A 22,138-nucleotide genomic window follows, 5' to 3' on the forward strand; every position below is an offset into this window, starting at 1 on the left:
AGAAGCAAGATTTTTTCGATAACAATAGCTATTTGACCTGATCAAAAAAGTAGATTCAGTTCTTTTTGATGGTATATAAATTTATCGGTATGTAATCTCCTTTTTACAATCTATTTTTTTCTTGTGTCGTGAACTCTTCTTCTGCCTTATACTGTTCAACTATCTTTTGGTGTGTTAAGAATCGACGTTCTGCGTTTGTGTCAGCACGGATGTCCTGACACCACAAGCGACTAATTTTATTGAATGAACCACCCCGCAATAGCATCTGATCACCTATATGTTTTGTTGTATTTGGGTTTACATTGTTGACCAATGACGTGGGTACCGATTTTTTTTCCTGAGGGCTAGATGCAATTTTAGTTCTATCTACGTTACCGCCTTTATCACGTTTTTTAACATGAATCAGCAATTCAGACATTTGTTGATCAATATCATTTATTGAGGTGTCTTTAATTTGTGCTAAATGTTTATAGAGTTGATTCGCTAAGCGTTTCCTTAATTCATCTTCCTTATTCTCAGACCACTTGGATTGCCCCTTATGCATCACACCCTGGTCTTCAATATTAATGGCATCATATTCTTGTGCCAACGACTTAAATCCTTCAAATTCAGGTTTTAGCTCATTTGCAAACAAATCATCTAGCAATTGATTTGTTAATTGATTTGCTTTTGACATCTTGCCTTTTCCAGCGGTTAAATGAGCATTACCAACTTGCCACCGCCCCCTCATGTCTTGAGGTAAAGCATTATAAATTTGTTTGATGGCTTTAGCATGACGATCATTTAATAGGTTGTCTGGCGCTGCCTCAACAATTTCTTTTTTAAAGCCACCAACACCTTTTAATATTTCCTGATGCCGCCTTAGTTCCCGTGATGACATTAACTGGTTTCTAAATTGTCGCTTGGCTTGTTCAATCAGTTCTAAAGGTATAACACCTATTGGCTGCCCTTTGTACTTACCTTCTTGCTTGATCATCTCAGGCCGCGTTTCTTGGCTTTTTTTAGCAAACCACAGATGCATGTTTAGGTGGTCGGTATCTTGATGAATCACACCAAACCAAACAACATCATTTTCGTCTTCTCCCAAAGGTAAATTAAATCCTTTGTTAATTAATGTCTTAGCAACATCCTGTTCTGCATGTTTTAATTTGTTTTGGTCAATCACACGTGTTTCTGGGTCATAGAGATTATTTTTAACTAACCAATCCCCTCGAATTGAAAAAGCAAGTTCATGGATATTATTACCATTTTCTTGTGCCTCATCCAAGTCTTTTCTGAGTAATGAAATATCGTGATCATCATAATTTAATTTGTCCTTACCAAAAATTGGATGCATTTCTGTTACCGCAGAATTTCGGTTAGCGTAACCTCGCTTGTCAAATTGTTCCTTTAAGCCGATTAAATCGGTTATAGACTCATTATTAAGGTCACTTGTCTTCTCCGAATTATTAGCATAGTCAACTAAATCTGCGTATTTTTGTCCCTTCATATCTGCTGTACTAGACGTGACAAATTGTGCTGGTAAATTGACCATTGCCGTCTTTTTTTCACCTAGGGCAAATGCAGCAATTTCACCAGTCTTCGCCATTTTGCAATGCCTCCATAATTTCTTCTAAACTATCAAAATCTTGTTCATAATCAACTGTCAAACGGCGGGCTGTTCTGGAAGACATGTTCAGAATTTGAGCAATTTGCATGTAAGATTGTTGATAGTTATTAAACAGAATTAAACTTATCTGGGCCAAATAGTACGTGCGATTATCGCGTTCATGTTGACTATCAGCCATCTCACTAACTTGAGTAGGATGGTGCCAATTGAATTCATCAAGTTGTTCTAAATACTTTGTCAATTGTGCTTTTCTTTTACTATGCTTTTTAATCGTCATCGAGTTGTCCTCCTGTTTGGTGATATTTTTTGATCAGCTGCTTATCGCGACTCCGAATTTTTTTATATTCTTCATAGGATTGTGCCAATTCATTGTTTGGATTAAGTTCCGTTGGTGTACCAAATTGCTGGAATTCTGTTGGATTAATTGGGTTGATGGCATATTTAATAAAACCATTTTCTAAATTAATGCCTTCTGGAATGTATTCAAGTTGGCGTTGCTGCATGGTTAAAAGAAAACCTAATAAATTCTCTACATTTGCCAATTGTGTAGTCAATTTTGAATCACTTTTTGTGGAGCTGGCATCATTTACCTTCTGGGCTAGTTCCAAGTAATTGAGACGAGCATTGTTGGCATTAAGCGCAATATTTTCTACGAAGAAATGCAAAGCAAACTTATACAGTGTGCTTTTACCAAACTGTCCATTTGTAGCCTTTGGATGTCTTTCGGACCAGTGCTTCATTTGTTGAAAGTACCATTCTTCGTCACGCGAATTTTTGATATTAATTGTCTTACCTTGTTTTGCAAAAATTTGCTCATCAATGTCGAATTCTTGTAAAATTTTGTCGATAAACTTTAGTTCTGATTTAACATCCAAAGGAATATCTTCGGGTAGCGTTGTATCATATTTTTTATTCAAAACATTTCTTCTTTTGATGAGCGCCTTCATTTGACTTCTTTTGAATTCTATTGTATCTTTCATTTATTCACTCCTTTCAGCATTACCGCTTAAGTAGTTTATTGTCCAGCCATCTTGAACGTTAAAAATATAGATATTAAATTTTAAAACACCATCATTTGACTGTGCCATCATGTGAACACCACGGGGGACTAATTCAACATTTTTGTAAATTGGTTTGACTTGATAACGTACATAATTATTTTTTGATTGATGCAAATAATCCGCAATTTCTGTTTCGTAAGTCACCATACTTTTAGCATTGACACGACTGTCTGCGTTCAACTGTCGTGTCCCCGTGATCAAATTTTTGGCTTCATTGTTTAGACCAGTAAATTGATACCCAATCAGATGACTACGGTTGTATAACCATTCGGTATTATTCGTTCCAGTTTTAATGGCATGATAACCTGGCGTTTTGATTGTTAATCGTTCACGGGCTTTATACTTTTGAGAGGGCGGCATCAATTTTTGATTGAGTAACGCATTAGCAACTTGTGGTCTGCCTAACGAATCTAATGATGAAAGTTTTTGCCAGCCACCCTGTTTAATTTGTAAATCATCTTGTGTAAATGTTGGTTGGTTATGATTGACTTCAACAACTGTGTGACCAGTGTATTTCCAGTTCACTAGCTCATCATTTTGTGTTGGAGAGCTACTTTGTTTATCAATATTAATCAGTGATGATCGCGAACCTAATGCAACAATTTTTTGCAAAATCGACACACGGTTTAAATAGACAATACCTATCAATATGACAATGCCAAATAGAATTCTTCTTGCAAATCGACCACGTTTATAATTTTTCATTTGAACCTCTTCTGCTTATTCAAACTCATCAAAGTCAATCGACCTTGGCAAATTTTTTTCCTGAGGGCGAGCGTTTTTTTGAATTCGCTCTACCTCATCATTTAAGTCTGGAAAATACATCTCAAGTCTTGCTAGAATTATTTTAAACATTTCACCAATGGCAATTGTATTGTCATTTAATCCGTGCACAACATTATTGTTAGCCATGATTAAATCATCGAGATAAGTATGCAATATTTTTGCTGCGCTATCTTCTTCAAGTCGCTTAGCATAGTCTTCAATTTGTTCTCGAATTAATTGACTTGACGAGACATTTTCTTTTGATGCTTGTGTTTCAATAATTTTCAAAGCATGTTCATCAATGTTTTTAATTGTTTTTGTTATACCCTTCATACAATCTCCATAAAATATTTAATGAATTAGGAACAGGTTAAGGGAAAGGAAAACCTTGTGGTTTTAATCCCGCCGTGCGGGCCTTTCAAGGGATTACCAATCACAAAACTGTCTGTACCCTTTCTGTACTTTGTCTGTACCCTTTCTTTACCCAGGTTTTGTTATAAAAAATAGCCCGCTAGGGAAATTCTTGGACTATATAGAATTACAAATCGGTTGGTTTTGGCAACAATGATTTGCCTTCCTGAACCTGTTTTTTAGTCTTTTGATATTGACTAATATTTGTCTTGGCACGTTGAATATTTTTCTGTGCATCACTGACTTGTGTTCGTATTTGTGTAATGGCATCACGCGCATTATCAATGCTAGTTTGAGTATCTGAGTCATCAGATTGGGTGAGTAATTTTTGATACTTTTTGATGGAAGATTGTCGTTGATCAATGGCTTTTTGATATTCAACAATCGCGTTCGTATTCTTGGAAATCAGTTTTTGTTGTGCCGCTATTTTAGCTTCACTTTCGCTAACTTCAAGTTCCTTTTGGCTGGTAAATGTTAGCGTATTTGATTTAGATACTTTGTCACGATTGATGATGAATTTGCCACTTGCTGTATTTGTATCTGTTGCCGTTTTCTTCGTACTTGAGCTTTCAGCACTAACACTACTTGGCGCTTCGACTGTGGCAGTATTGATGCTTTTATCATGAGCTGTTAGTGTTACAGCATTGAAGTTATGACTCAAGTTTTTAAATTGGACCACGAGTGTATTATTTGAAGTTGGCACGACACGCCCAGTAACTTGATTGCCACCATGATCTGTCATAGCAGTGAATTTAATTTTGCTAATATCAACAAAATCTTGATCAGAAACAGCTCCGTCCGAGATTGTATAATGCAGTTCCAAAACACCATTATTTTTATTAAAAACACTTTTTGTTAGACTAGCGGTTTTGTTCAAAGTGCCAAATGAAACTGGTGTATTTAATTCCGTACTAGGCAAATTCGATGGTCGTGGTGTGATGTTGACCATGACAGTTGTCCCGAAAGCTATCAGGATAAATAGACTAAATATGCCAATTAAATTACGCCGTTGATGTTCCAAAAACCAAGTCCCAAAGCGACTAAATCTTTGAAAGATATTTCTAAATTTATCAGCTATTGTTATTATTGCAGTCATTGTCCTACCCCTCTACGTATTCAAATGCGTTACTGCTAAAGTCAGGGTATGGTGGCAAATCTTTATCGGTCACTTCACTCTTCCGAATGTCGGAAACTTGAGTTTGATCCACAGACTTTTTTGATGACAAATTGGATTTATAGATGCGGAATTGTGTCACTTGATTTTGCATAGCATAAATTTTTTGACCTGTATTTTTATCGGTGTAATTGTGATTGCGCATCACAAATTCAAGCTCAAATACTTGGCCAACATCAGTCACATAATCACGAATCAATTCTGCCGTTTTGTTAAAAGCAACGTAATCAATGTAAGTAGCTTTGCCATCTTTTAAATCATTAATGGCTAATTTGAAGTAGGCAATTTTAGTTTCTTTTTCACCCCTTACGGTGAAGTTTATATTGCGAACTAAACGTCCTACGTGGTGATTAATTTGCATAATAATTTCTCCTTTTTTGATCCAGTAAATTAATAATCGGTGTCAGTTGTTTGGCTAAATAGTCTTGGATATTATTTGGTAGTTTAAACACGGGAATTTGGTTACCAGCTTCAGAATAATGAATGCCCTTTAGGACTGTACAACCGACATAATGATTCCCTAAGCAATCGTCAAACAACTCACCTTTGATTTTCATCTCACTTGATTTTAAGCAGACAAAGGCTTGTTTTTTTGTGGGTTGAACGAGATTATTTTTCAATTCCCTAACGAGAATGACGACGTATTTGGTTTGTTGCAGTTCTTGTAAACTTTGCTCATCCAACAGCGTTAATTGTCTGACTTTCATAAGTTCTCCCTTTTGGTCTTGCAGCTTCATGGAACGGTAAATGATAGCGTGTCATCAGTGTTTGAATTGCTTTAAATGATTGATAAGAGGTACGGTATAACCTCACTGCGCCATCACTTTCTAATTTATGATTTTCAATTGCTTTGATAACTTTTCGGCTGAGTTCACCTGATGAATTAGCCACAAAAAGTATATCTGCATTGAAGAAATCTACTGCAATAAATATGTTGTATTGGTTTGCCATTTTGTCTCTCCTCTCTCAATTTAAAGTTAAAAGCCTGATGCCGATTGACTTGTTGTGACAGCAATTCTCAAACGATTTTCCAGGCCACTAGCGAAATAATTGCCATACTGGTTAATATCAATCAAATGGTCGCTCATATATTCCAATTGCTTAGAACCAATTTTTGATAGAAATAATACATTGCTGTTTTCACCTTGCAATTGCCTTTGTAAAGTCAGAACAGAATTACCTTTTTCAAGTTCAGCCGCCAAATACTTATACCCACAATCAAGTGCATTGACAACAATTTCTGCCTGTTTTGGCTCATTCAGCAGTAAGTCTGGAATCAAAGCTTGAACAACATTTCGTAACCCAGGATTTTTTTCAATTATTTTCCCGATTGCGATGAACGATTGTTGAGAATTATTTGAACCATTATTATTATTTGTTTCGTCCTCATCCAAATAAGGGGTTTCAGTTTCACTCAAGTTAGTCTCACTACTCTCAGTCTCACTTGACTGTCTTTTCGACAGTTCTTGACCTGTCGTTTTAGCGGTTCTTGACCTGTCATTTTGACAGTTCCGGAACTGCCGTTTTGACAGTTCCTTGTCCCCCAAAGGATTGGCCCTGTGGATAACTTCAATATCAGCATTTATGTTGCCAACGTACAACCTGTTTGGTTTATTTAAGCCTTGACGTTCTTCCTCAAGTAGCCCAAAATCTGCTAGTTCTTTTTTTAAACTAATGACTTTTTTCTCACCAACACTAAGCATTGCTTGCAGGTCACAGTTCTTGTAAATCAAGTAGACATCACCATTTTTATCAATCCAATTATTCTTAATTGATAACAAGAAACGATCACGCAGAATGGCATAAGCCATTTTCGTTTCAAGCTTCATATCGGCATAAAATTCATTTTCAAATAATGCTTTTGGAATCTTATAGAATCGTTCGTTAGTTTCAACCTGATCTCTGCTAACCCGTTCCATCTTCCTGGGTGTATCTTGGTCATTTGTCATCAGCAGTCCCCTCTAATGTCGCAACAATTTCTTCAAATGGCACATCCATGATTTTGTAAAATTTAATGAACGTTGTCAGTTTCGGATTATAACTTGGATCAGTTTCAGCTTTTGAAATCGTCGCCGTTGATAACTCCCCTTTTGATTTCACAGCTAATTCCAATTGTGTTAGTCTTTTTCGGTCCCGAAAGGCTTTTACAATTGATCCAAAAGAATGTTTCATTTTGTCTCTTTCTCCCTTGTTTTAGTTGTCAATTTCCATTGATTTTATTACCAATAATTAACCGTCATGAAGACGGTTTCTTAACAACTTCTTAATATTTAGGCTGTTTTTAAGCAAAAAAAATAAGCCCACACAGGACTTATGAGCTTTTAAAATAACGAATACTACTAAAACGTTACTTTATTTCAAATTATTGACTTTGGATTTTTAGTAAACTGTGTAATCCCTTGTGCGCCAACGTATCAACAAGCCTCTGTTACGTTAGATTATGCACGGTACACTAAAAAACATCTGGGCAGATGTCAAGTTGAAAACCACATGTTTAATATATTGGTAAACTACTGGTAACATGTATGTAAAACTAACGAAGATTATTTTTAAATCAGAGCACAACTTTTTCTAGAATATCATGATTTGGTTTAAAAGTAAACTGAACGTCCACGCTTTTGGAACGTCTATACAAAGGCTTTTAGCAATCTAATTACTCACTATTATATCAAATGTTTCAACCGATTATACCGTTTTCAAATATTTATATTTTAAGCACAACAAAAAAAGACACATCTAGTGTCTAAAGTTCATTATTTATTTTATTGCTTTTTAATGCTTATTTTCGTTGTTTTGGCGTTCTTCAAGCATACGCTTTTTACGCTTTTCATAAGCTCTACGGTAACGTTGCATGGCTTTATATTCCTGTTCAAACACTACCATAGGTCGTTTGCCGTCTAATGCCTGTCTAAGTGGCATCGCATTCATTTTTGAAGCCACTTCATCTAATTGTCGCTGTTTAACATCTTTAAATGACGTGCCTTTAGGATACCAATCACGTAGCTTACGGTTTCTGTTTTCGTTTGAACCACGTTGCTGTGGTGATGACGGTGTAGCATAATACAACTTTATTTTAAGCTCTTTTTGAACATATTCTAAAAAGTCCCATGAGATAAATTCAGAACCATTGTCGGCTGTGATTGTTCGGACAGCTTTGCCATAACGTTCATAGAACACTTTAAACGCATCAATCATATCATTAGATTTCTTACTACGAACCAGTACCAGCGCTGTAAATCGTGTTTTGCGTTCAGTAAATGTCATAATTGCCGTAGTATCTTGATACCGTTGATTATTCATTTTAGCAGGCAGAACTAAATCAATTTCCCAATGACCGAACTGTTTACGACTTTCAACAACTTGTGAGCGATCAAATATCGAATGGCGGACTAATTCTCCGTCATTTTTTAGTTGCTCACGAAGCCTAGCAATTTCACGTTCCTTAGCACGTCTTGTTTGCGCAACAGCTCTTTCTTTTGGTGTCCCATTTTGTCGATGATACTTGTGTTTACGAATATCAATCAAACCTTTTCTAGCCCATAATCTAATCACAGATGCCGACACATCAACGTCTTGTACATTACCAGCGATTTGTTCAGGTGTCCAATGTTCAACATTAACCCATGTCTCAATAATTTCTTTTAATTCAGGTGTCAATCTTGAACCAGTACCCATTTTACTACGCTTTTTTAAAGCTAGATATTGACCACGTTGTGCCGAATACTTGATGCGTGCGTGTATATCCATATTCAACAATGTTCGTCTATCTAAATGTGAAAAATCGAGCGTGTTCCCACGGTGCAATTCACGCAGTATTGATGACGGTGTATAGCCCAAACGCCTAGCTATATCTGCCTGTGTCATTTTCTCAATATTCCACAAATACTCAATCATATGACGTTGATTTTCATTTATATGTGGTTGACGCTTTCGTTTTTTTGGTGTTTCATCACTCATAAAAAACACTCCTTATTATCATAGTCAGGCATCAAATGCCTATAATAAAGTTTATCACTTTCTCATTTATGCCTATTATTCTGTTTTTACACGTACTGAATAACAAAATAATAATCATAGCTTTTTTATGCTACACTGAAATCATTTAGGACTTTTTCAATATCTGATAGTTCTTCTTGATACTCAACAAACCAACGTGTGTCTAATCGCATACGTTCTAGTTCTGGTAATAAATTATTTTCCAAGTTTCTAGCATGGTCTGCCAATTCTCTCAAAATATAGGCTTCATAAGTATTCACATCATCAAAAGCACTAAATGCTTCATCAGTTAAATCAACAATATTATGAATGCTGTAAGCTATCTGCCCTATAATTTTGTTATTATCAGACCATGTTAATCTCTCACGTAGCCGACTATCTACTTCTATATCACGAAGACAACCAACATAACGATTGATAATGCAATACCTTAAATTGTCAATTGTTTTGTTAATCATCACATTGCCCTTTCTCTTAGTTGCTTTTTAGCTTGATATAATTGTTCCTCAATCTTATTCAAACCACTTTCAGTGTTACGATCTGTTCCCTTAATCAGCAAATCTAAATCACGATAAGCAAAGGTTAGCTCAATTGACTTAGAAACCAAATCTTGTACCCTAGATGCTAATTCTTTGTTAAAAAAAAGCACATCTCCGTATGTTTGAGATTGTGCTTGTCTAATTTTATCTTGTAATTGCATTGATACACTCAACGTTGTTTGAAAATTCGGCGCACCAGCTTTAAATTGAAAACCTTGTCTATCACTTTCTAATGTTTGGTCTAGTTGACTGTATAAGTCTCTAAACCGCTCTAACTGCTTAATATACAGCTCTAATTGTTCTGGCTTTAACCATATCTTTGTAGGCATTTTATTTATTCCTTTCATTTTTAAATGCAAAAAAAGAGCTAGTAACTGTTAAGCACTAACTCATTTTGTGACTAATCATATATATTTGTACGAACCGTCAAACCTGTTTCTTTACGAATTTTTTTGATGATTTCTGGTATTCTTTCTGTGTAGGTACTATCAAATTGCGCTATTTGTTGCGACCTTGTAGCCTTGCCAATCTTATACCATTCAAAAAATATATTGACCTTTTTTGAGTAAATCTGGTCTACAACTCTCACTTCATATATTGTGTTAGGTTGCTTAGCAAACATTTCTTTAATATCCCCAATGACAGCATCAATTTGGTTCATAGCTCACAGCTCCAGTCGTTTTTATTTACTATAACCATTATACGAACGGCTGTTCCCTTAGTCAATAGTTAAACACTCTAATTTTTTTTTAGGGTAAATACTGTTTATCTTTGCCAGTTTCATCAATAATTCGTAATGGTTCACTATAAATTTGTTGGGTACTCATACCCCTAGAAGTCCGTCTAGGTGCTGGGTACTCTTTTTGTAATTTACGCATCACATCAGCAAGACTATTGCCAGCCATATACTCATTTTGTGAATGCCAACCAACTGCTTTATACATTGTCATGCCCCTTTCTTAGATATTTGAATAGATACCAAACATTACTAATGAATACTGGTATTAACGGTAGTATCAATAATGACAACATCAATATATTCATCATATTGAGCCATGATGCCATATAATTTGCTGGAAGATGCGCAAACGTATTTGGTGCTTCACGAACTAATGAACGATTGAATGATTTATCCATAGATTCTGATAACATCAAAACTAGAAATATAAAGCATTCCAAACCTAACCAAATTAAATAAGGCTTACATACCCAAGTTACTAGACCGTCAAACCAATTAAGTCCCCGACCAACTGTATCCCAAAAACGCTTAGAATGGTAGGTTGGCTTTTTTCTCAAATTCTGCTGTTTCTTCATCATACTTTTCCTTTTCTTTGTCAAAATTGATATTTCCTTGATACAAAACACTATTTGCTTGTGTGATAGCGTTAACCAAATTAGCTTCTACAAGCTTTTGATGTTCAGCCGATAACTCAACACTATTGATCGCTTCAATAATTTCATGCCAGTGCCCTGTTTTCTTTAACACTGCTAGACTAGGAACAACCGACTGTAAGACCCATTTTTCAATGCGTTCCACACTTTGCTTTTTTGGTTGCCTAACAAATTTCATTCGATTACCTAAAGCTGTCAGCAATGACCAAGCAGGCATTGGCTCAACTGTTTGCTCAATCACTTCACGCACTTTATCTGACTTTAGCTTTTGCGCATCAATCGGCTCATTAGTAAACCATAGATAGGTGTACAAAATATCAAAGGTTATATCCACCAATTTTTTATCGTGATTAAGCCACTCATCAAGGACATACTCTGCTTTATCTTGATGCAATTCTAATTCCACACGAGTTTTTACATCAGTGTCATAACCTTTATTAGCTTGTTCTTTGTGCTTATCATAGGCACGGATAACAAAGGGAGACTTACCAAAATCAACCGTCCAACCGTCATCAACGTTACCATGAACCGCATAAGACTTTGATTTGCTCCAAAAACGTTTTTCTTGTACAGCTTTAACAAAGTCATTCATGTTTAACAAACCCCATTTATCATTTATCGCAATATCTAAGCGTGTTAAATGCCCCCGATACTGTCGTGCTTTCTCAAAGAAGTTACGCCAGTTCATGCTTTGTTCAAGTAGTGCTTTTTCAAACAACCGTGTGCCTTTACCAGTTAAATAAAGCGTTGTCCCAAACTTTTGCTCAATCGCTTGTGTTTCTGGGTTTTTAATTGGTGCAAAGTCTTGTATGTAGATATTCTTTTCGCCAGCAAATGCCATTTCGCGAGTATAAAAGTTTTGAGACGTAGGACGTTCTAAAAACAGATTTTCCTGCAATCTCAACACATCAGCGATTACTTGTTTTGAAGTTAAATCTGGGAATGTCAGTGAAACCCAATCAAATTGCACTTCGATAGCTTCAGATAATTCTGGGTATACCGAGATGAGTTTGTTAACAAATTTATCTGATATTTTTTGCTCACCAATCTCAAAACGATTAACTGTTTTTCTACTCATATCCATAGCAATTGCTAATTCTTGTTGTGTAACGCCAAGTAGCTGTCGCATCAATATTAAATTATTGTTTGATAGTTCTGGTACGTTTAATTCTTGTGTCATATTATTTTGTCCTTTCAACAGTTGGTATTGACCAACATTCTTTAATTCAATTAAATTTTTTAGTTCAGTCGAGACAGTATTTTGTATCTTTGCATCAGACTGCTTAATGTTTGCTTTAAAACCTGATAACTTACTACCAATGATTTCATCAATCGCAATCTCACTACCGATGTTAGGTAATTGTCCCAATTCGATAGCTGATACGGTCACGTTATAAGTCTCAATAATTTCATCATTTAATTTCATACCGACCATGATAAGCATTTCCAACGATAACCGTAAACTATGTTGTGTTGTGCCTAGAAATATAGGTGTATAAGATGTTGGCTCATTGTTAATCGTTATCATGTCGGCTTTCCTTTCTCAAAATGTCCCATTTGGTACTTTCAAAGGGACATTTTTGTTTTTCAATCTAAATGGCTTCATACCGGCATTTGTTCCCCATATTGGGTTGACGCTTTCAGCGTTTTTACCGGTTTAACCCCCCTGTTAGTAACTGGGGGTTAAAGCCTTTTTGGTGACTTTATTTTTGGCGCATGTGCCAGTCGCTGACACACACTGGTCGTGTGTGCTTAACCGCGACCACGCACCTTGCCCCCTTAACGCTTCGCGTTGGGGCAAGGCGTGGCACTGTCTCTTCGCTGGTCGCTACGAGCCACGCCAAAACCAAAGTCACTATGTACATAAAGCCCCGGTCTCTCACAGGACATTTGCCTGAAAAGACTAGAGCTTTAACAATAGGTTCTTACTTGATATGTGACAATTGATCCAAAAGACCCTCAATGTCCTTTGTACGATTGACACCGTGTGTCTGCAATGACTTAGCCGTACCAAGCAAGAAACCTAAGTTTTTGCGTAGTTCAGCAAAGTAAGGTGGGAGCATTGGACTAACAGCACGTAACTGTTCTTCATCTGCCATTGCCTTTTTAAGTTCATCACTTAGTTGAGCAAGGTGTTCAAGTCCACCTATCTTTTCAATTGCCTTCAAATCTTCAATTGCTTGAGCGGACAAAGATTGAATTTTTTTAACTTCTAAAGCCATAATTTTTACCTACTTTTCTTTTTTAAACTACAAATATTTAATTAACAACAAAGCCAAACACAGATGTTAAGTGTTGGACTTCTTGCGTGGTATTTCATCATTTTCACTCCTATTTCTACTAGACCAATCAAAGTTGACATAATGATGCCTATACAAAGTAACGCTATATCAACGTTTTAAAGTACTAAAAAATGCTTGTGAAATCTTAAAATTCACAAACATCAACAAACGCTATTCTTACATTTCACAAACTAACCATTTCATAAAAATTCACAAACAGTGTTACATTAGACCAATTTTCTAAATACCTTGATATAAACATCTAATTGTTCCTGCGAACTTTCAATATTCTTCATCAAATCGACAATATCCTGTGTAAAGTTAAACACATCAACATCTCTTATTTCCTCAATAAGCCGTAACGCTTTTTCAGTTTTAATTGCGCCACTCTCAACATCAATATTTTTAACAATATTTCTAATGTTAGCCATTTCATTGGCATCAATCGCACGCAACTTATCCAACATCAACGCCATATTCCTTGAACCATTAACTAGACTTAACCTAGTCCGCTCAATTGCCATAATATCATCTGCCATAAGTTTACTTTCCCTCACTTAAACGTATGCTATTTTCAACATACTCTACCAAATCAAATTCTGATGTAATTTCTGGCGCAATAAATGGACTAACACCACTATAACCATAAACATTTTTAACAAAACCCAAGCCATTATTAGTAATTGACAAAGGGCGAACCAAATTAAGACTGGAGTTATCAAACATTATTCCAGTAAGAATTGATGAAGGCTGACCCATAACAATACGCAATGTTAATTGATTTCTCAACACCAATGGTAAAAATTCTGCATTAGGCAAAACACTACTAATAATCAGATAAAAACCTAACTCACGTCCCATGACACTAATTTCTTTCAATTGTGACATGGCTTGTTCATACAATAAACGTTGTTCATCTGCAAAACCAAGTTTATCGCCAAGTTGTACAAAATAACCTAACTCGTCAATAACCAAAAAATGTGGCTCTGGGATAGAATTTAAGTGCTTGTCCCTAGTTCTAATCATCAGGTCATAAAAACCACTAATTGCATCAACTGTCCCTGTAAATTCACTAAATACTTTAGCTGATAGTTGAGATACTTGTTTTAATCGAGACAAATAAACATCTTTGGCATCAACAATTGTCACATCATATTTTTGTGAAACTAATTGACCAATCATAGCAATCAACAAAACTGACTTACCAGTACCAACATTACCTGCTATTAGCGCATTAGGTACTTCTCTAAAGTGCCACTTATGTGTTAAATCTAAACAGATTACATTCTCACTAGGGATCACTTTTTCAATTTTTAACTGCTTTATTTTTTCACTTTGCATTATGCAACAGTCCTTTCTCTAATTGCGATATTTTCACGCATATATTCATGTAAATTAAAATCTTTTGGTACTTCTGGTGCAAAAAAAGACCTAACTTGACTATCCCCAATCTTAATAAAGCCCCACCCTTTCAAATGTGATGACAAAGGGCGCAACTGTTTTTCATTATCAGGGAACACCATTTTTTCAATTTCTGGTGTTGGCACACCCATGTTAATACGCATATTCAGTTGGTTACGCACTGCCATTGGCAAAGAACCGGCATCAGGTCTCTGCATACCAATCAAAATATAAAAACCAAGTTCACGTCCTAACATCGCTATCTCATTCAAATTAGACATTGCTGTGTCATAGCTTGATTTGATTGGGTCATCATAAGCTAATCTATCATTCATTTCAACAAACGCCCCAAACTCATCAAAAATTAAAAAGCAAGGCTCAAAACCGAAGTCTTTATAAGTACCAATCTGACCTGATGCCTTTAATTCTTCCATACGTTCTGCACGCTTCATCATTAACTGATAATACTTAATCACAGCATTATTAATTTCAGATGCCGTACTATGAACACGCCCTTTTAATTCATCAACATATTTCAAACTAGCCAAATCAGACCGTTTTGGGTCAATAATATCAACAAACTTTGTGACCTGTAACAACTGCCCGATAATTGCAAACATAGTATACGACTTACCAGTACCCACGTTACCTGATATTAAAGCATTGTAGAAAGTGTCATACTTCCAATCAATGCCCTTTGAAATCTGCAATAACCCTTTTTTAGGTTTTAATTCTTTTAACTGTCGTCTAAATTTAATTGGGTCAAAAGCAAAGGTACTAACCATTTTATTCTTACTAAATTCAGTTGTCTGCCTATCAGCCAATAATGCCGTTTCAACCACATTGTCAAACTCATTTTTAGAAAAACTTTCCATATATTTCTGGCCGTCTACTGGCTCTTGTAAAATCAGTTGACCTGTTTTGTGTAGTACCTTTAATTTCAATTTTGGAAAATAAGCTATGAACGTGCCATTCTCATCACTAGCAGTATCAAAGAACCCTTTGGAAACAATCAACAAGCTTATCATCTGGCGCAATTCAACTGTTTTCAGGTACTTCGAAAAAAAGTCGGAATGTTCTGGTGCATAATTCTTGTAAAACCAAAACACGCCCCAGCCAACCAAACCAGTCAACAAAATACTTAAAACAATTGGTGACAAATACCACCAACTATATTGTCCTTGCATCAACGATTGAAAAATATTCAAATACCAAAAACCAAAACAAATCGTTATTAATAACAAAATAAAAAGCAAAGTCTTCTTAAACAAAGTCTTTGCTAAATACTGATCACTGTATTTAATTGTCTTAAACATCACACCACCTTATCAATTCCCCGATAGAAAGTTACGACACGTTAAACAAGCACCAACCATTAAACTAAACTCAATTTCAATGTTTGAAAAATGTGTCTTACCCGACTTCAAACATCTTTCAGCTTGTTTGTAAAAGGTAAATAAATAATTATCATAAACTCTAAAACAAGATACACTAGAGTAAAAAACACTATTCACTAAAAAATCATGAAATTCATCAGAACAACGCTTAGCATCTTTTACATCAGCATGAGTAATAACACCAGTTTCTCGATACTTGGGGAAATATAATTTGCCAAACTCATTAACTGTTAAACCAAACATTACCGTTCACTCTCCAATCTTTGCATCTCATCATTGATAACATTACTATACATTTGATGTGCAAATTCATTTCTAAAGCGTTCTAACTTTTCAGGACTGCCCTTAATTTCATTCAAGGTAAGACTGTGCTGGTCTGGATAAGGGCTATCACTCGCATAATCTTGCCAAGAAATTTTGCCATGAACATTGATAATTGCTTGTGCCAATAACAACACATTTTTTCGTGTCATACGATATTTTTTAAAAGCACTAGACATATATTTACCCCCGACTATTCAAGTAATCTCTTAATTCAGCATAGGTATCGTTATATTCTAAATAAACACCAAACACACCCATAGTGTCATAATAATAGCCTGACTTAACTACCTGTCTTACTCTTCCAACAAAGTCTTCCAAAGAGGCATCATGACCAATCAGAAGATCTCGCAATTCTGGCTCAACCCCTGATGCCACTAATTCTAAATACTTATTATGAAAATACTGATAGGCTTTCTCTGCTCTTTGTAAAACTTCCCTTGTCACATATTCTCCCTCTTCATAACCTAGCGACATAGGCTGTAAATCTGCCATTTTAATATTAACTTTAGTCATCACATCTCCAAAAATCATATTTTTTTATCAACTCTTATTAACTCAAAATCATCAGACAGTATAATTACATATCTACCACTTTGAACATCAATCACTAAAGGACCATGCTTATCAAAATAAACTGCAAATGGTCCACTAACATCAAGCCATTTTCTAATATCCTTATCTAACTTCTCAATCACTTCTAACCTGACTTCTCTGGGTAGTTCCCTCACAAGTCGTCTACACAACAAAGAATATTGTTGTCTATATTGCTTTTTAAAGTAATCAGAAACAAAAACATAAATAACTAAAATAGCAGAAACTACTAAACCAGCAAGCACCTTAATCATCAACCTTACCCCGATTAGTGACATCAAAGCGCACCACATTTCGCTTTTTATCCAAAATAACTGTGATTGTATAATCACTAGCTTCAATTTTTAGAGTAAGTTGCTTTTTATCAAAAGATGTCACTATGTTACCAGTAATCACACCAGTTTTGTCTTGAATATCTTTTGACAAATCACTAGCTTGTGACATCGTAAACCCTAAGTCTTTGGTCTTATAAATCGCCTTACCCAAATCATCTAACGCTTCAAAATCTCGATTGTGGCGTACATACAAAAAGGCAATGCCAAAACCAAAGATTAAAAATAAAATTACATTTCCCATACTGTCCTACTTTCTAAGCATACTTTTCTTCTAACTTGGCACTCTCATTTGAGTTAACCGTCTTTAAGGCAGCCGTCCATTCATCAAACAATGAGTGAATAACCACTTTACCCACTCGCCCATAAATGTCTCTAAACAAACATTGACCTTTTTTCAGGTTAGCTAACATTTCGATATTAGCTTTCGTCACAGGTAAATTGAACTGTTTCAAAATATTTTCACGGTCATCAGAACTATCAAACGCAAACAATTGACCATATTGTCCGATACTTTCTTCATCATCACTATCTTTGACACGTTGTGTGGCATAAAACACAGCATTGTTTTCAGAACGCCCTAACCGCTTGATACTATCAAACACATTTTTACCTGCCTGTGAAGTCGTAAATATCCAAGCTTCATCAATCATTTCCAAACTAAACTCATCTGGATTGGCACGACCAAACTTTTCTAAATATTTACCCAAGGCTAACATCAAAGCCATTGAATACTTTTGTGTTTCGGTATAAGTACGGCTATCTTGCTTAGCATTGGGTAATTGCAGTCCAGTAACTTCTAAAATTGTACGTTGGTCATTAAACTGCAAGCTGTCCGTTGAACCGTCACTAAAGGCTAAACGTAACATCGTTTTTGGGACAATACTTTGGTAGAAATCAGATAAATCTTTTTCTGCTTGCGAACCTTTAGCTAATTCATCAAAAACGGTTAAAGTGCCAACCCTTTCGCCTTGAATACGCATTGCACAGACTTTACTAATGGAACGATTAAGTGCCGTCTCTAATTGAATATCTTGTGAAATAGGTCTGATTTGTACTAACATCTCTTTAACCAACGTCAACACATCAGGGATATCATCTTCGGTACTTTGTTCATTCAAAGTTAAAATCGGGTCAAGCACCCCTAAATTATTTCTGTCATTGGCATTCAATGTCACAAAATGAAACGAGCCAATCAATTTACGGAAGTAAGGGTTTTTTTCAGTTTCCAATGCTCGCATAAACCAACGGTGTATTTCTTGTTTGGGATCAATATATAAAATCTTGACGTTAAACATTGCCATATGTAAAAGCAATAGCTTAAACAAAAATGACTTTCCTTGTCCGGTATCGCCTGATAATGCAAGGTGGGGACTGTCTGTTTTAGCACCCCTGATGCCTTTGTTAGTGATAACAAGGTTTAACAAAAGCAACAAACGAGATGATGCCACGGCTTGTTGGATAGTCTCAAACTTATCTAAACTCAAAACACGACCAACATAGAAACCTGTGTGTGACCCTAAAGCCTGACTGGTGCCAAACATCAACTCGGCTAAGGCTGGTACAGTCGTGTATTGTCGCCATTGTTTGAAGATCCCTAGATTAACTGCTGGCAATGTTTGATACAACAATTGTTCTTGATTGAAACTTGGTTGGTATAATTCAATATCCCGCTCAAAAGTCTTTAAACGTGTTTTAAGTTTATTGACTTTCTTTTTTAGCTCTTTGACGTTCTCATCACGCACAACCAAAATAACAGACCATTGTAAAAAGCCATTTTTATCATCAAGAACATTGACCAAATTCTTCGCCAATTTATAATTCAATTCACTACGTTTAGAACTATCTTCATCAGTGTTAAAGGCATCTCGTAATTCATCACGATATTTACCCTTTGATGATTTGGTTTGTTGTTTTAAACCACGCCAACCGTCTCTTTGTGGAAAGTTGATTTTGATATGCACTTCCACTGGAAATTTATATGATTGAATTTCTGGTAACACAGAAAGAAACTGCATTTTATCTGGCATATTCATAACTAAATGCGTAAAGTAATCTTCTTTTTCATCTGTAATTCGTTTAATAAAGCCTGTTTTGGATAAATCAAAGACCGTATCACGCATTGCCATAAGTGATTTTTCCTTTTCGTGATGATAAGGCAAGCCAAGCATGGCGACTAATCTATCTTCGTCCATTTTCTCGGCATCAATTGATTTCAAAATGCTTAATACATCTTCATTCATGGTATTAAAACGTTCAAAGAAACTATCATCAAATTTGACCTGATACCTAAATGTTTCTGCAATACGCTTCATGACTAAATCAGTCACAAAACTAACCTTGTCTTTCAAGTCATCGCCAACGTTGATATTTTTGAGCTTGACACCGATATAAAATTCATCAATGATTGCTGGGTTGAACTCACTCTCCAATAAATTGACTTCTTCTTGAGCGATATAATACTCGGCAACTTCTCGCAAGTCATCAGCCCAATCATCACTCGTGCCTTGAATACGACCAGCTAAGTCCATATCTTTAGGAATGAGTTTTAAATCAACATCATCATATTTTTGTAAACGCTCAAACACATCAATAAAACTATTTTTGTATTTGCGTTTATCTTCAACATTGGCGACATTGATTTGAAAAGGCTTAATCTTGTAGTAAGCCCATACATCACCAATCGTTGTCAGCAATAAATTATCTCGATACTGCACAACAGGGTTTTCATATTTAACCGTTGCTTTTTTTGCCATAAATTAAATACCCACCTTCCTTTTAATATTTGTCATTGATCATTTGCCCCGGTCTCGGCAAAACTGTTAATTTGCTTGACATCAGTTGAGACTAATTTCATGTCTGGGTTGTTAGGTTTCATAAACGTTGGTGTTTCTTGAACAGCAAAATCACTAATGTAATGCTTGTTATTAGGGTTTTGCACATTGATTGTTTGAATTTGCTTATCGTCATTGTTAAAGTTCAAAACATTGTGCCAGAATATTTTGGGATAGACCTTTTGACAATGTGAACAAGTTGAGCTGTAAAACATTACGGCTTCTGCATTTGTATTCAGTCCCTTGACATCATTATTTTGAAAATTCATTGATGCGTATGGAATAAAGAAAAAACCAGCCACTAGCAACACAATGACTGGTAATAATTTATTGACAATAATTAAAATTGGTTTGGGTAATTTCTTTTTAGTCTCTTTCTTAGTGTTATTACCCCCTTTAATATAATGCTTCATCATTCATACTCCTTACTGTATTTGATTGATTTTAATTGATGTTAGTTTTTGACTTTTTATATCAAACCAGCCATGTAATAGTACGGTTTGATTGACTGCCTTTTGCGCTGTACCACTTGTTTTGACAACGACAGTCGCTAAACTTTCGATTGTTTGATTATCCAAATCACTGGTGTACCCTGTGGCTGTCTGGTATTGACTAGTTAGACCTAAATTATCAATACGTGACCCACCTGTGGCATCTAGTCCGCTATCAAATAATTGATTTTTTTGGTCACTTGATATATTTAGAATGTCTGATACTTGATTAAAACGCTTGTCATAATCTGATTGGCTACTAAAAGTATAATAAGCCTTTGCAAATTCTAACAACTTACTTTTTGCTTTTGCATCATTAGCATTATAGGTTGTTTGCAAATTATCAATTTGTGTGGTCACATGCTTTTGTTTCTTAATCACTTGTGCCACTTCCTTTCTAACTTGTTCAATTTGTACTCTTTTACCATTAGTAATTGACATCATGATGCCAAGAGCAACCAAAAGCAAACCCATAATGCTAAGTAAGATTTTATTTCTCATTATCGAATGCTCCTTTCAAGGTTAGACGTGACATATCGGTGACTTGTTTTTCATCAGTATCATAAGTGATTGTGTAAGCCACACTTTGTACATCACTCTTAGCAATAACTAGATATTCTAAATCAGCCCCCCAAGCGTTTTTAAGCCCTACAAGTGGCACATCATAATGTGCCTTGTCACTGAACGTCACACTAGGCGCAAAAGTTTGCGTGATTTCGTTAATCACTTTTTGTGAAGCCAACCCTTTCAAAGTATCAGGATAAGTTGACGTTGGTTGATTACTAAAGGTTTTAACAAAATTAGTAACTTGATTAGTGCTATCACTCACTGTTGATTGTTGTGACTTTGGACTTGAAACAATCGTCTGTGATTTGACTTGATTTGCCTTTGCCTGTTTTAAATCAGCCTTAGCTTGTCCTAATTGTTTATCCAAGTTTGGTATTTGATTGAACTGGACTAATAAAATGCCAGCCAACACTAGACTAGCAAAGATGATTAAACGGCTATTTTTCATACTTTCTCCTTTCGATTATTTACCTTGAATAAAGGTTACGCCTTGACCTGCCGTTAATTCACGGAAACTGACTGTACCTGTTCCAGATGCCACAACATTACATTCACTAACTAAGAAATGTATTTTGTCATCACTGATCGCTTCAACTACCGCTACGTGTCCATAAGTCGGGTCAGCACCGTCTGCACCTTGTGAGAAACTAACCGCCCAACCAACATGTGGCTGACTATCAGTTTTATACCCTTTAGCTTTAGCGTTCTTACCCCAATCAGCACCATTACCTAAACCATTCTCAACTGGTGTCCCTAATTCTTGCATACGATTATAGGTGTACCAAGTACATTGTCCGAATGGATAAGTGTTTGATGATGACGTGGCTGTGAAGTTCGTGTCCTTAATTTTGCTTTTATAAGCACTAGGAATTTCTTTAACTGGCGCACCACTCGTTCCCATACCTTGCGCAACATTAGTAGCGCAACCATTTGAATTATTGGTTGTGTTATCGGTATTTTGTGTCGTTTCTG

Annotated in this window: 32 protein-coding genes; all 32 read right to left on the reverse strand. The window is 35.7% G+C overall.

The window, feature by feature from the left end; all coding sequences use genetic code 11:
- Positions 1-103: 103 nt before the first annotated feature.
- Positions 104-1,588 carry a MobP2 family relaxase gene (gene mobP2, locus FF105_RS08545; RefSeq protein WP_224144579.1) on the reverse strand — a complete coding sequence of 495 codons (1,485 nt, stop codon included), beginning with the start codon at positions 1,586-1,588 and terminating at the stop codon, positions 104-106.
- On the reverse strand, positions 1,572-1,886 hold the full coding sequence (locus FF105_RS08550) for a hypothetical protein (protein WP_224144580.1): 315 nt from the start codon (positions 1,884-1,886) through the stop codon (positions 1,572-1,574). Before FF105_RS08550 ends, mobP2 begins: the two co-directional genes overlap by 17 nt.
- Positions 1,876-2,589: a hypothetical protein gene (locus FF105_RS08555; RefSeq protein WP_224144581.1), complete on the reverse strand. Its 714-nt coding sequence runs from the start codon at positions 2,587-2,589 to the stop codon at positions 1,876-1,878. The genes FF105_RS08550 and FF105_RS08555 overlap by 11 nt, the downstream gene beginning before the upstream one ends.
- Entirely contained in the window at positions 2,590-3,375 is a 786-nt protein-coding gene (locus tag FF105_RS08560) for a DNA/RNA non-specific endonuclease (protein ID WP_224144582.1), read from the reverse strand. It abuts the gene before it with no gap.
- Between the two features lie 15 nt (positions 3,376-3,390).
- Positions 3,391-3,768, reverse strand: a complete 378-nt coding sequence (locus FF105_RS08565; RefSeq protein ID WP_224144583.1) for a CopG family transcriptional regulator — start codon at positions 3,766-3,768, stop codon at positions 3,391-3,393.
- A gap of 205 nt (positions 3,769-3,973) precedes the next feature.
- The gene (locus FF105_RS08570) at positions 3,974-4,942 is read right to left on the reverse strand and encodes a hypothetical protein (RefSeq protein WP_224144584.1); all 969 of its coding nucleotides are present in this window, start codon (positions 4,940-4,942) and stop codon (positions 3,974-3,976) included.
- A gap of 4 nt (positions 4,943-4,946) precedes the next feature.
- A complete protein-coding gene (locus FF105_RS08575; RefSeq protein WP_290046656.1) occupies positions 4,947-5,381 on the reverse strand; it encodes a single-stranded DNA-binding protein in 435 nt (144 codons plus the stop codon).
- On the reverse strand, positions 5,371-5,727 hold the full coding sequence (locus FF105_RS08580; RefSeq protein ID WP_224144586.1) for a hypothetical protein: 357 nt from the start codon (positions 5,725-5,727) through the stop codon (positions 5,371-5,373). Before FF105_RS08580 ends, FF105_RS08575 begins: the two co-directional genes overlap by 11 nt.
- Positions 5,696-5,971, reverse strand: coding sequence for a hypothetical protein (locus FF105_RS08585; RefSeq protein ID WP_224144587.1), 276 nt, complete (start codon positions 5,969-5,971; stop codon positions 5,696-5,698). Before FF105_RS08585 ends, FF105_RS08580 begins: the two co-directional genes overlap by 32 nt.
- Before the next feature lie 26 nt (positions 5,972-5,997).
- The gene (locus FF105_RS08590; protein WP_290046657.1) at positions 5,998-6,969 is read right to left on the reverse strand and encodes a replication initiator protein A; all 972 of its coding nucleotides are present in this window, start codon (positions 6,967-6,969) and stop codon (positions 5,998-6,000) included.
- A complete protein-coding gene (locus tag FF105_RS08595; protein ID WP_290046658.1) occupies positions 6,959-7,192 on the reverse strand; it encodes a helix-turn-helix transcriptional regulator in 234 nt (77 codons plus the stop codon). The genes FF105_RS08590 and FF105_RS08595 overlap by 11 nt, the downstream gene beginning before the upstream one ends.
- Positions 7,193-7,792: 600 nt before the next feature.
- The gene (locus tag FF105_RS08600) at positions 7,793-8,977 is read right to left on the reverse strand and encodes an IS30 family transposase (RefSeq protein WP_290046659.1); all 1,185 of its coding nucleotides are present in this window, start codon (positions 8,975-8,977) and stop codon (positions 7,793-7,795) included.
- A gap of 125 nt (positions 8,978-9,102) precedes the next feature.
- On the reverse strand, positions 9,103-9,474 hold the full coding sequence (locus FF105_RS08605; RefSeq protein ID WP_290046680.1) for a hypothetical protein: 372 nt from the start codon (positions 9,472-9,474) through the stop codon (positions 9,103-9,105).
- A complete protein-coding gene (locus tag FF105_RS08610; RefSeq protein ID WP_290046660.1) occupies positions 9,474-9,884 on the reverse strand; it encodes a hypothetical protein in 411 nt (136 codons plus the stop codon). The genes FF105_RS08605 and FF105_RS08610 overlap by 1 nt, the downstream gene beginning before the upstream one ends.
- A gap of 71 nt (positions 9,885-9,955) precedes the next feature.
- Positions 9,956-10,216, reverse strand: coding sequence for a hypothetical protein (locus tag FF105_RS08615; RefSeq protein ID WP_072613700.1), 261 nt, complete (start codon positions 10,214-10,216; stop codon positions 9,956-9,958).
- Between the two features lie 88 nt (positions 10,217-10,304).
- A complete protein-coding gene (locus FF105_RS08620) occupies positions 10,305-10,499 on the reverse strand; it encodes a hypothetical protein (RefSeq protein ID WP_050884575.1) in 195 nt (64 codons plus the stop codon).
- Positions 10,492-10,869 (reverse strand): hypothetical protein, encoded by a 378-nt coding sequence (locus FF105_RS08625; protein WP_290046662.1) that lies wholly within the window; start codon positions 10,867-10,869, stop codon positions 10,492-10,494. Before FF105_RS08625 ends, FF105_RS08620 begins: the two co-directional genes overlap by 8 nt.
- Positions 10,823-12,475, reverse strand: a complete 1,653-nt coding sequence (locus FF105_RS08630; RefSeq protein WP_290046663.1) for a replication initiation factor domain-containing protein — start codon at positions 12,473-12,475, stop codon at positions 10,823-10,825. The genes FF105_RS08625 and FF105_RS08630 overlap by 47 nt, the downstream gene beginning before the upstream one ends.
- Positions 12,476-12,872: 397 nt before the next feature.
- On the reverse strand, positions 12,873-13,169 hold the full coding sequence (locus tag FF105_RS08635) for a hypothetical protein (protein ID WP_060461395.1): 297 nt from the start codon (positions 13,167-13,169) through the stop codon (positions 12,873-12,875).
- 287 nt (positions 13,170-13,456) lie between these two features.
- Complete coding sequence (locus FF105_RS08640) at positions 13,457-13,768, reverse strand: hypothetical protein (protein ID WP_290046666.1); 312 nt, start codon at positions 13,766-13,768, stop codon at positions 13,457-13,459.
- Positions 13,769-13,772: 4 nt separating this feature from the next.
- Complete coding sequence (locus FF105_RS08645) at positions 13,773-14,570, reverse strand: FtsK/SpoIIIE domain-containing protein (protein WP_290046668.1); 798 nt, start codon at positions 14,568-14,570, stop codon at positions 13,773-13,775.
- Complete coding sequence (locus FF105_RS08650) at positions 14,570-15,946, reverse strand: cell division protein FtsK (protein WP_290046670.1); 1,377 nt, start codon at positions 15,944-15,946, stop codon at positions 14,570-14,572. The genes FF105_RS08645 and FF105_RS08650 overlap by 1 nt, the downstream gene beginning before the upstream one ends.
- A 12-nt stretch (positions 15,947-15,958) precedes the next feature.
- Entirely contained in the window at positions 15,959-16,270 is a 312-nt protein-coding gene (locus FF105_RS08655; protein WP_290046671.1) for a hypothetical protein, read from the reverse strand.
- Positions 16,270-16,527 (reverse strand): hypothetical protein, encoded by a 258-nt coding sequence (locus FF105_RS08660; protein WP_336621644.1) that lies wholly within the window; start codon positions 16,525-16,527, stop codon positions 16,270-16,272. Before FF105_RS08660 ends, FF105_RS08655 begins: the two co-directional genes overlap by 1 nt.
- A 4-nt stretch (positions 16,528-16,531) precedes the next feature.
- Complete coding sequence (locus FF105_RS08665) at positions 16,532-16,864, reverse strand: hypothetical protein (protein ID WP_290046673.1); 333 nt, start codon at positions 16,862-16,864, stop codon at positions 16,532-16,534.
- 14 nt (positions 16,865-16,878) lie between these two features.
- Positions 16,879-17,196, reverse strand: a complete 318-nt coding sequence (locus tag FF105_RS08670) for a hypothetical protein (protein WP_260345811.1) — start codon at positions 17,194-17,196, stop codon at positions 16,879-16,881.
- On the reverse strand, positions 17,189-17,518 hold the full coding sequence (locus FF105_RS08675) for a hypothetical protein (protein WP_290046674.1): 330 nt from the start codon (positions 17,516-17,518) through the stop codon (positions 17,189-17,191). Before FF105_RS08675 ends, FF105_RS08670 begins: the two co-directional genes overlap by 8 nt.
- Positions 17,519-17,531: 13 nt before the next feature.
- Complete coding sequence (locus tag FF105_RS08680) at positions 17,532-20,030, reverse strand: ATP-binding protein (protein ID WP_290046675.1); 2,499 nt, start codon at positions 20,028-20,030, stop codon at positions 17,532-17,534.
- A 32-nt stretch (positions 20,031-20,062) separates the two neighbouring features.
- On the reverse strand, positions 20,063-20,521 hold the full coding sequence (locus FF105_RS08685; protein ID WP_260345826.1) for a thioredoxin domain-containing protein: 459 nt from the start codon (positions 20,519-20,521) through the stop codon (positions 20,063-20,065).
- 12 nt (positions 20,522-20,533) lie between these two features.
- On the reverse strand, positions 20,534-21,100 hold the full coding sequence (locus tag FF105_RS08690) for a hypothetical protein (RefSeq protein ID WP_290046676.1): 567 nt from the start codon (positions 21,098-21,100) through the stop codon (positions 20,534-20,536).
- On the reverse strand, positions 21,090-21,614 hold the full coding sequence (locus tag FF105_RS08695) for a hypothetical protein (protein ID WP_290046677.1): 525 nt from the start codon (positions 21,612-21,614) through the stop codon (positions 21,090-21,092). Before FF105_RS08695 ends, FF105_RS08690 begins: the two co-directional genes overlap by 11 nt.
- A 15-nt stretch (positions 21,615-21,629) precedes the next feature.
- On the reverse strand, positions 21,630-22,138 hold a 509-nt coding region (locus FF105_RS08700; RefSeq protein ID WP_290046678.1), incomplete at its 5' end, for a CHAP domain-containing protein.

Source organism: Leuconostoc sp. UCMA20149 (assembly GCF_030400235.1).
In the GTDB taxonomy this organism is placed as follows: domain Bacteria; phylum Bacillota; class Bacilli; order Lactobacillales; family Lactobacillaceae; genus Leuconostoc; species Leuconostoc pseudomesenteroides.

Excerpts from the sequence above, each read along its gene's own strand:
- mobP2 (WP_224144579.1), bottom strand. The coding sequence starts at position 1,588 with ATGGCGAAGACTGGTGAAATTGCTGCATTTGCCCTAGGTGAAAAAAAG.
- FF105_RS08550 (WP_224144580.1), bottom strand. The coding sequence starts at position 1,886 with ATGACGATTAAAAAGCATAGTAAAAGAAAAGCACAATTGACAAAGTAT.
- FF105_RS08555 (WP_224144581.1), bottom strand. The coding sequence starts at position 2,589 with ATGAAAGATACAATAGAATTCAAAAGAAGTCAAATGAAGGCGCTCATC.
- FF105_RS08560 (WP_224144582.1), bottom strand. The coding sequence starts at position 3,375 with ATGAAAAATTATAAACGTGGTCGATTTGCAAGAAGAATTCTATTTGGC.
- FF105_RS08565 (WP_224144583.1), bottom strand. The coding sequence starts at position 3,768 with ATGAAGGGTATAACAAAAACAATTAAAAACATTGATGAACATGCTTTG.
- FF105_RS08570 (WP_224144584.1), bottom strand. The coding sequence starts at position 4,942 with ATGACTGCAATAATAACAATAGCTGATAAATTTAGAAATATCTTTCAA.
- FF105_RS08575 (WP_290046656.1), bottom strand. The coding sequence starts at position 5,381 with ATGCAAATTAATCACCACGTAGGACGTTTAGTTCGCAATATAAACTTC.
- FF105_RS08580 (WP_224144586.1), bottom strand. The coding sequence starts at position 5,727 with ATGAAAGTCAGACAATTAACGCTGTTGGATGAGCAAAGTTTACAAGAA.
- FF105_RS08585 (WP_224144587.1), bottom strand. The coding sequence starts at position 5,971 with ATGGCAAACCAATACAACATATTTATTGCAGTAGATTTCTTCAATGCA.
- FF105_RS08590 (WP_290046657.1), bottom strand. The coding sequence starts at position 6,969 with ATGACAAATGACCAAGATACACCCAGGAAGATGGAACGGGTTAGCAGA.
- FF105_RS08595 (WP_290046658.1), bottom strand. The coding sequence starts at position 7,192 with ATGAAACATTCTTTTGGATCAATTGTAAAAGCCTTTCGGGACCGAAAA.
- FF105_RS08600 (WP_290046659.1), bottom strand. The coding sequence starts at position 8,977 with ATGAGTGATGAAACACCAAAAAAACGAAAGCGTCAACCACATATAAAT.
- FF105_RS08605 (WP_290046680.1), bottom strand. The coding sequence starts at position 9,474 with ATGATTAACAAAACAATTGACAATTTAAGGTATTGCATTATCAATCGT.
- FF105_RS08610 (WP_290046660.1), bottom strand. The coding sequence starts at position 9,884 with ATGCCTACAAAGATATGGTTAAAGCCAGAACAATTAGAGCTGTATATT.
- FF105_RS08615 (WP_072613700.1), bottom strand. The coding sequence starts at position 10,216 with ATGAACCAAATTGATGCTGTCATTGGGGATATTAAAGAAATGTTTGCT.
- FF105_RS08620 (WP_050884575.1), bottom strand. The coding sequence starts at position 10,499 with ATGTATAAAGCAGTTGGTTGGCATTCACAAAATGAGTATATGGCTGGC.
- FF105_RS08625 (WP_290046662.1), bottom strand. The coding sequence starts at position 10,869 with ATGAAGAAACAGCAGAATTTGAGAAAAAAGCCAACCTACCATTCTAAG.
- FF105_RS08630 (WP_290046663.1), bottom strand. The coding sequence starts at position 12,475 with ATGATAACGATTAACAATGAGCCAACATCTTATACACCTATATTTCTA.
- FF105_RS08635 (WP_060461395.1), bottom strand. The coding sequence starts at position 13,169 with ATGGCTTTAGAAGTTAAAAAAATTCAATCTTTGTCCGCTCAAGCAATT.
- FF105_RS08640 (WP_290046666.1), bottom strand. The coding sequence starts at position 13,768 with ATGGCAGATGATATTATGGCAATTGAGCGGACTAGGTTAAGTCTAGTT.
- FF105_RS08645 (WP_290046668.1), bottom strand. The coding sequence starts at position 14,570 with ATGCAAAGTGAAAAAATAAAGCAGTTAAAAATTGAAAAAGTGATCCCT.
- FF105_RS08650 (WP_290046670.1), bottom strand. The coding sequence starts at position 15,946 with ATGTTTAAGACAATTAAATACAGTGATCAGTATTTAGCAAAGACTTTG.
- FF105_RS08655 (WP_290046671.1), bottom strand. The coding sequence starts at position 16,270 with ATGTTTGGTTTAACAGTTAATGAGTTTGGCAAATTATATTTCCCCAAG.
- FF105_RS08660 (WP_336621644.1), bottom strand. The coding sequence starts at position 16,527 with ATGTCTAGTGCTTTTAAAAAATATCGTATGACACGAAAAAATGTGTTG.
- FF105_RS08665 (WP_290046673.1), bottom strand. The coding sequence starts at position 16,864 with ATGACTAAAGTTAATATTAAAATGGCAGATTTACAGCCTATGTCGCTA.
- FF105_RS08670 (WP_260345811.1), bottom strand. The coding sequence starts at position 17,196 with ATGATTAAGGTGCTTGCTGGTTTAGTAGTTTCTGCTATTTTAGTTATT.
- FF105_RS08675 (WP_290046674.1), bottom strand. The coding sequence starts at position 17,518 with ATGGGAAATGTAATTTTATTTTTAATCTTTGGTTTTGGCATTGCCTTT.
- FF105_RS08680 (WP_290046675.1), bottom strand. The coding sequence starts at position 20,030 with ATGGCAAAAAAAGCAACGGTTAAATATGAAAACCCTGTTGTGCAGTAT.
- FF105_RS08685 (WP_260345826.1), bottom strand. The coding sequence starts at position 20,521 with ATGAAGCATTATATTAAAGGGGGTAATAACACTAAGAAAGAGACTAAA.
- FF105_RS08690 (WP_290046676.1), bottom strand. The coding sequence starts at position 21,100 with ATGAGAAATAAAATCTTACTTAGCATTATGGGTTTGCTTTTGGTTGCT.
- FF105_RS08695 (WP_290046677.1), bottom strand. The coding sequence starts at position 21,614 with ATGAAAAATAGCCGTTTAATCATCTTTGCTAGTCTAGTGTTGGCTGGC.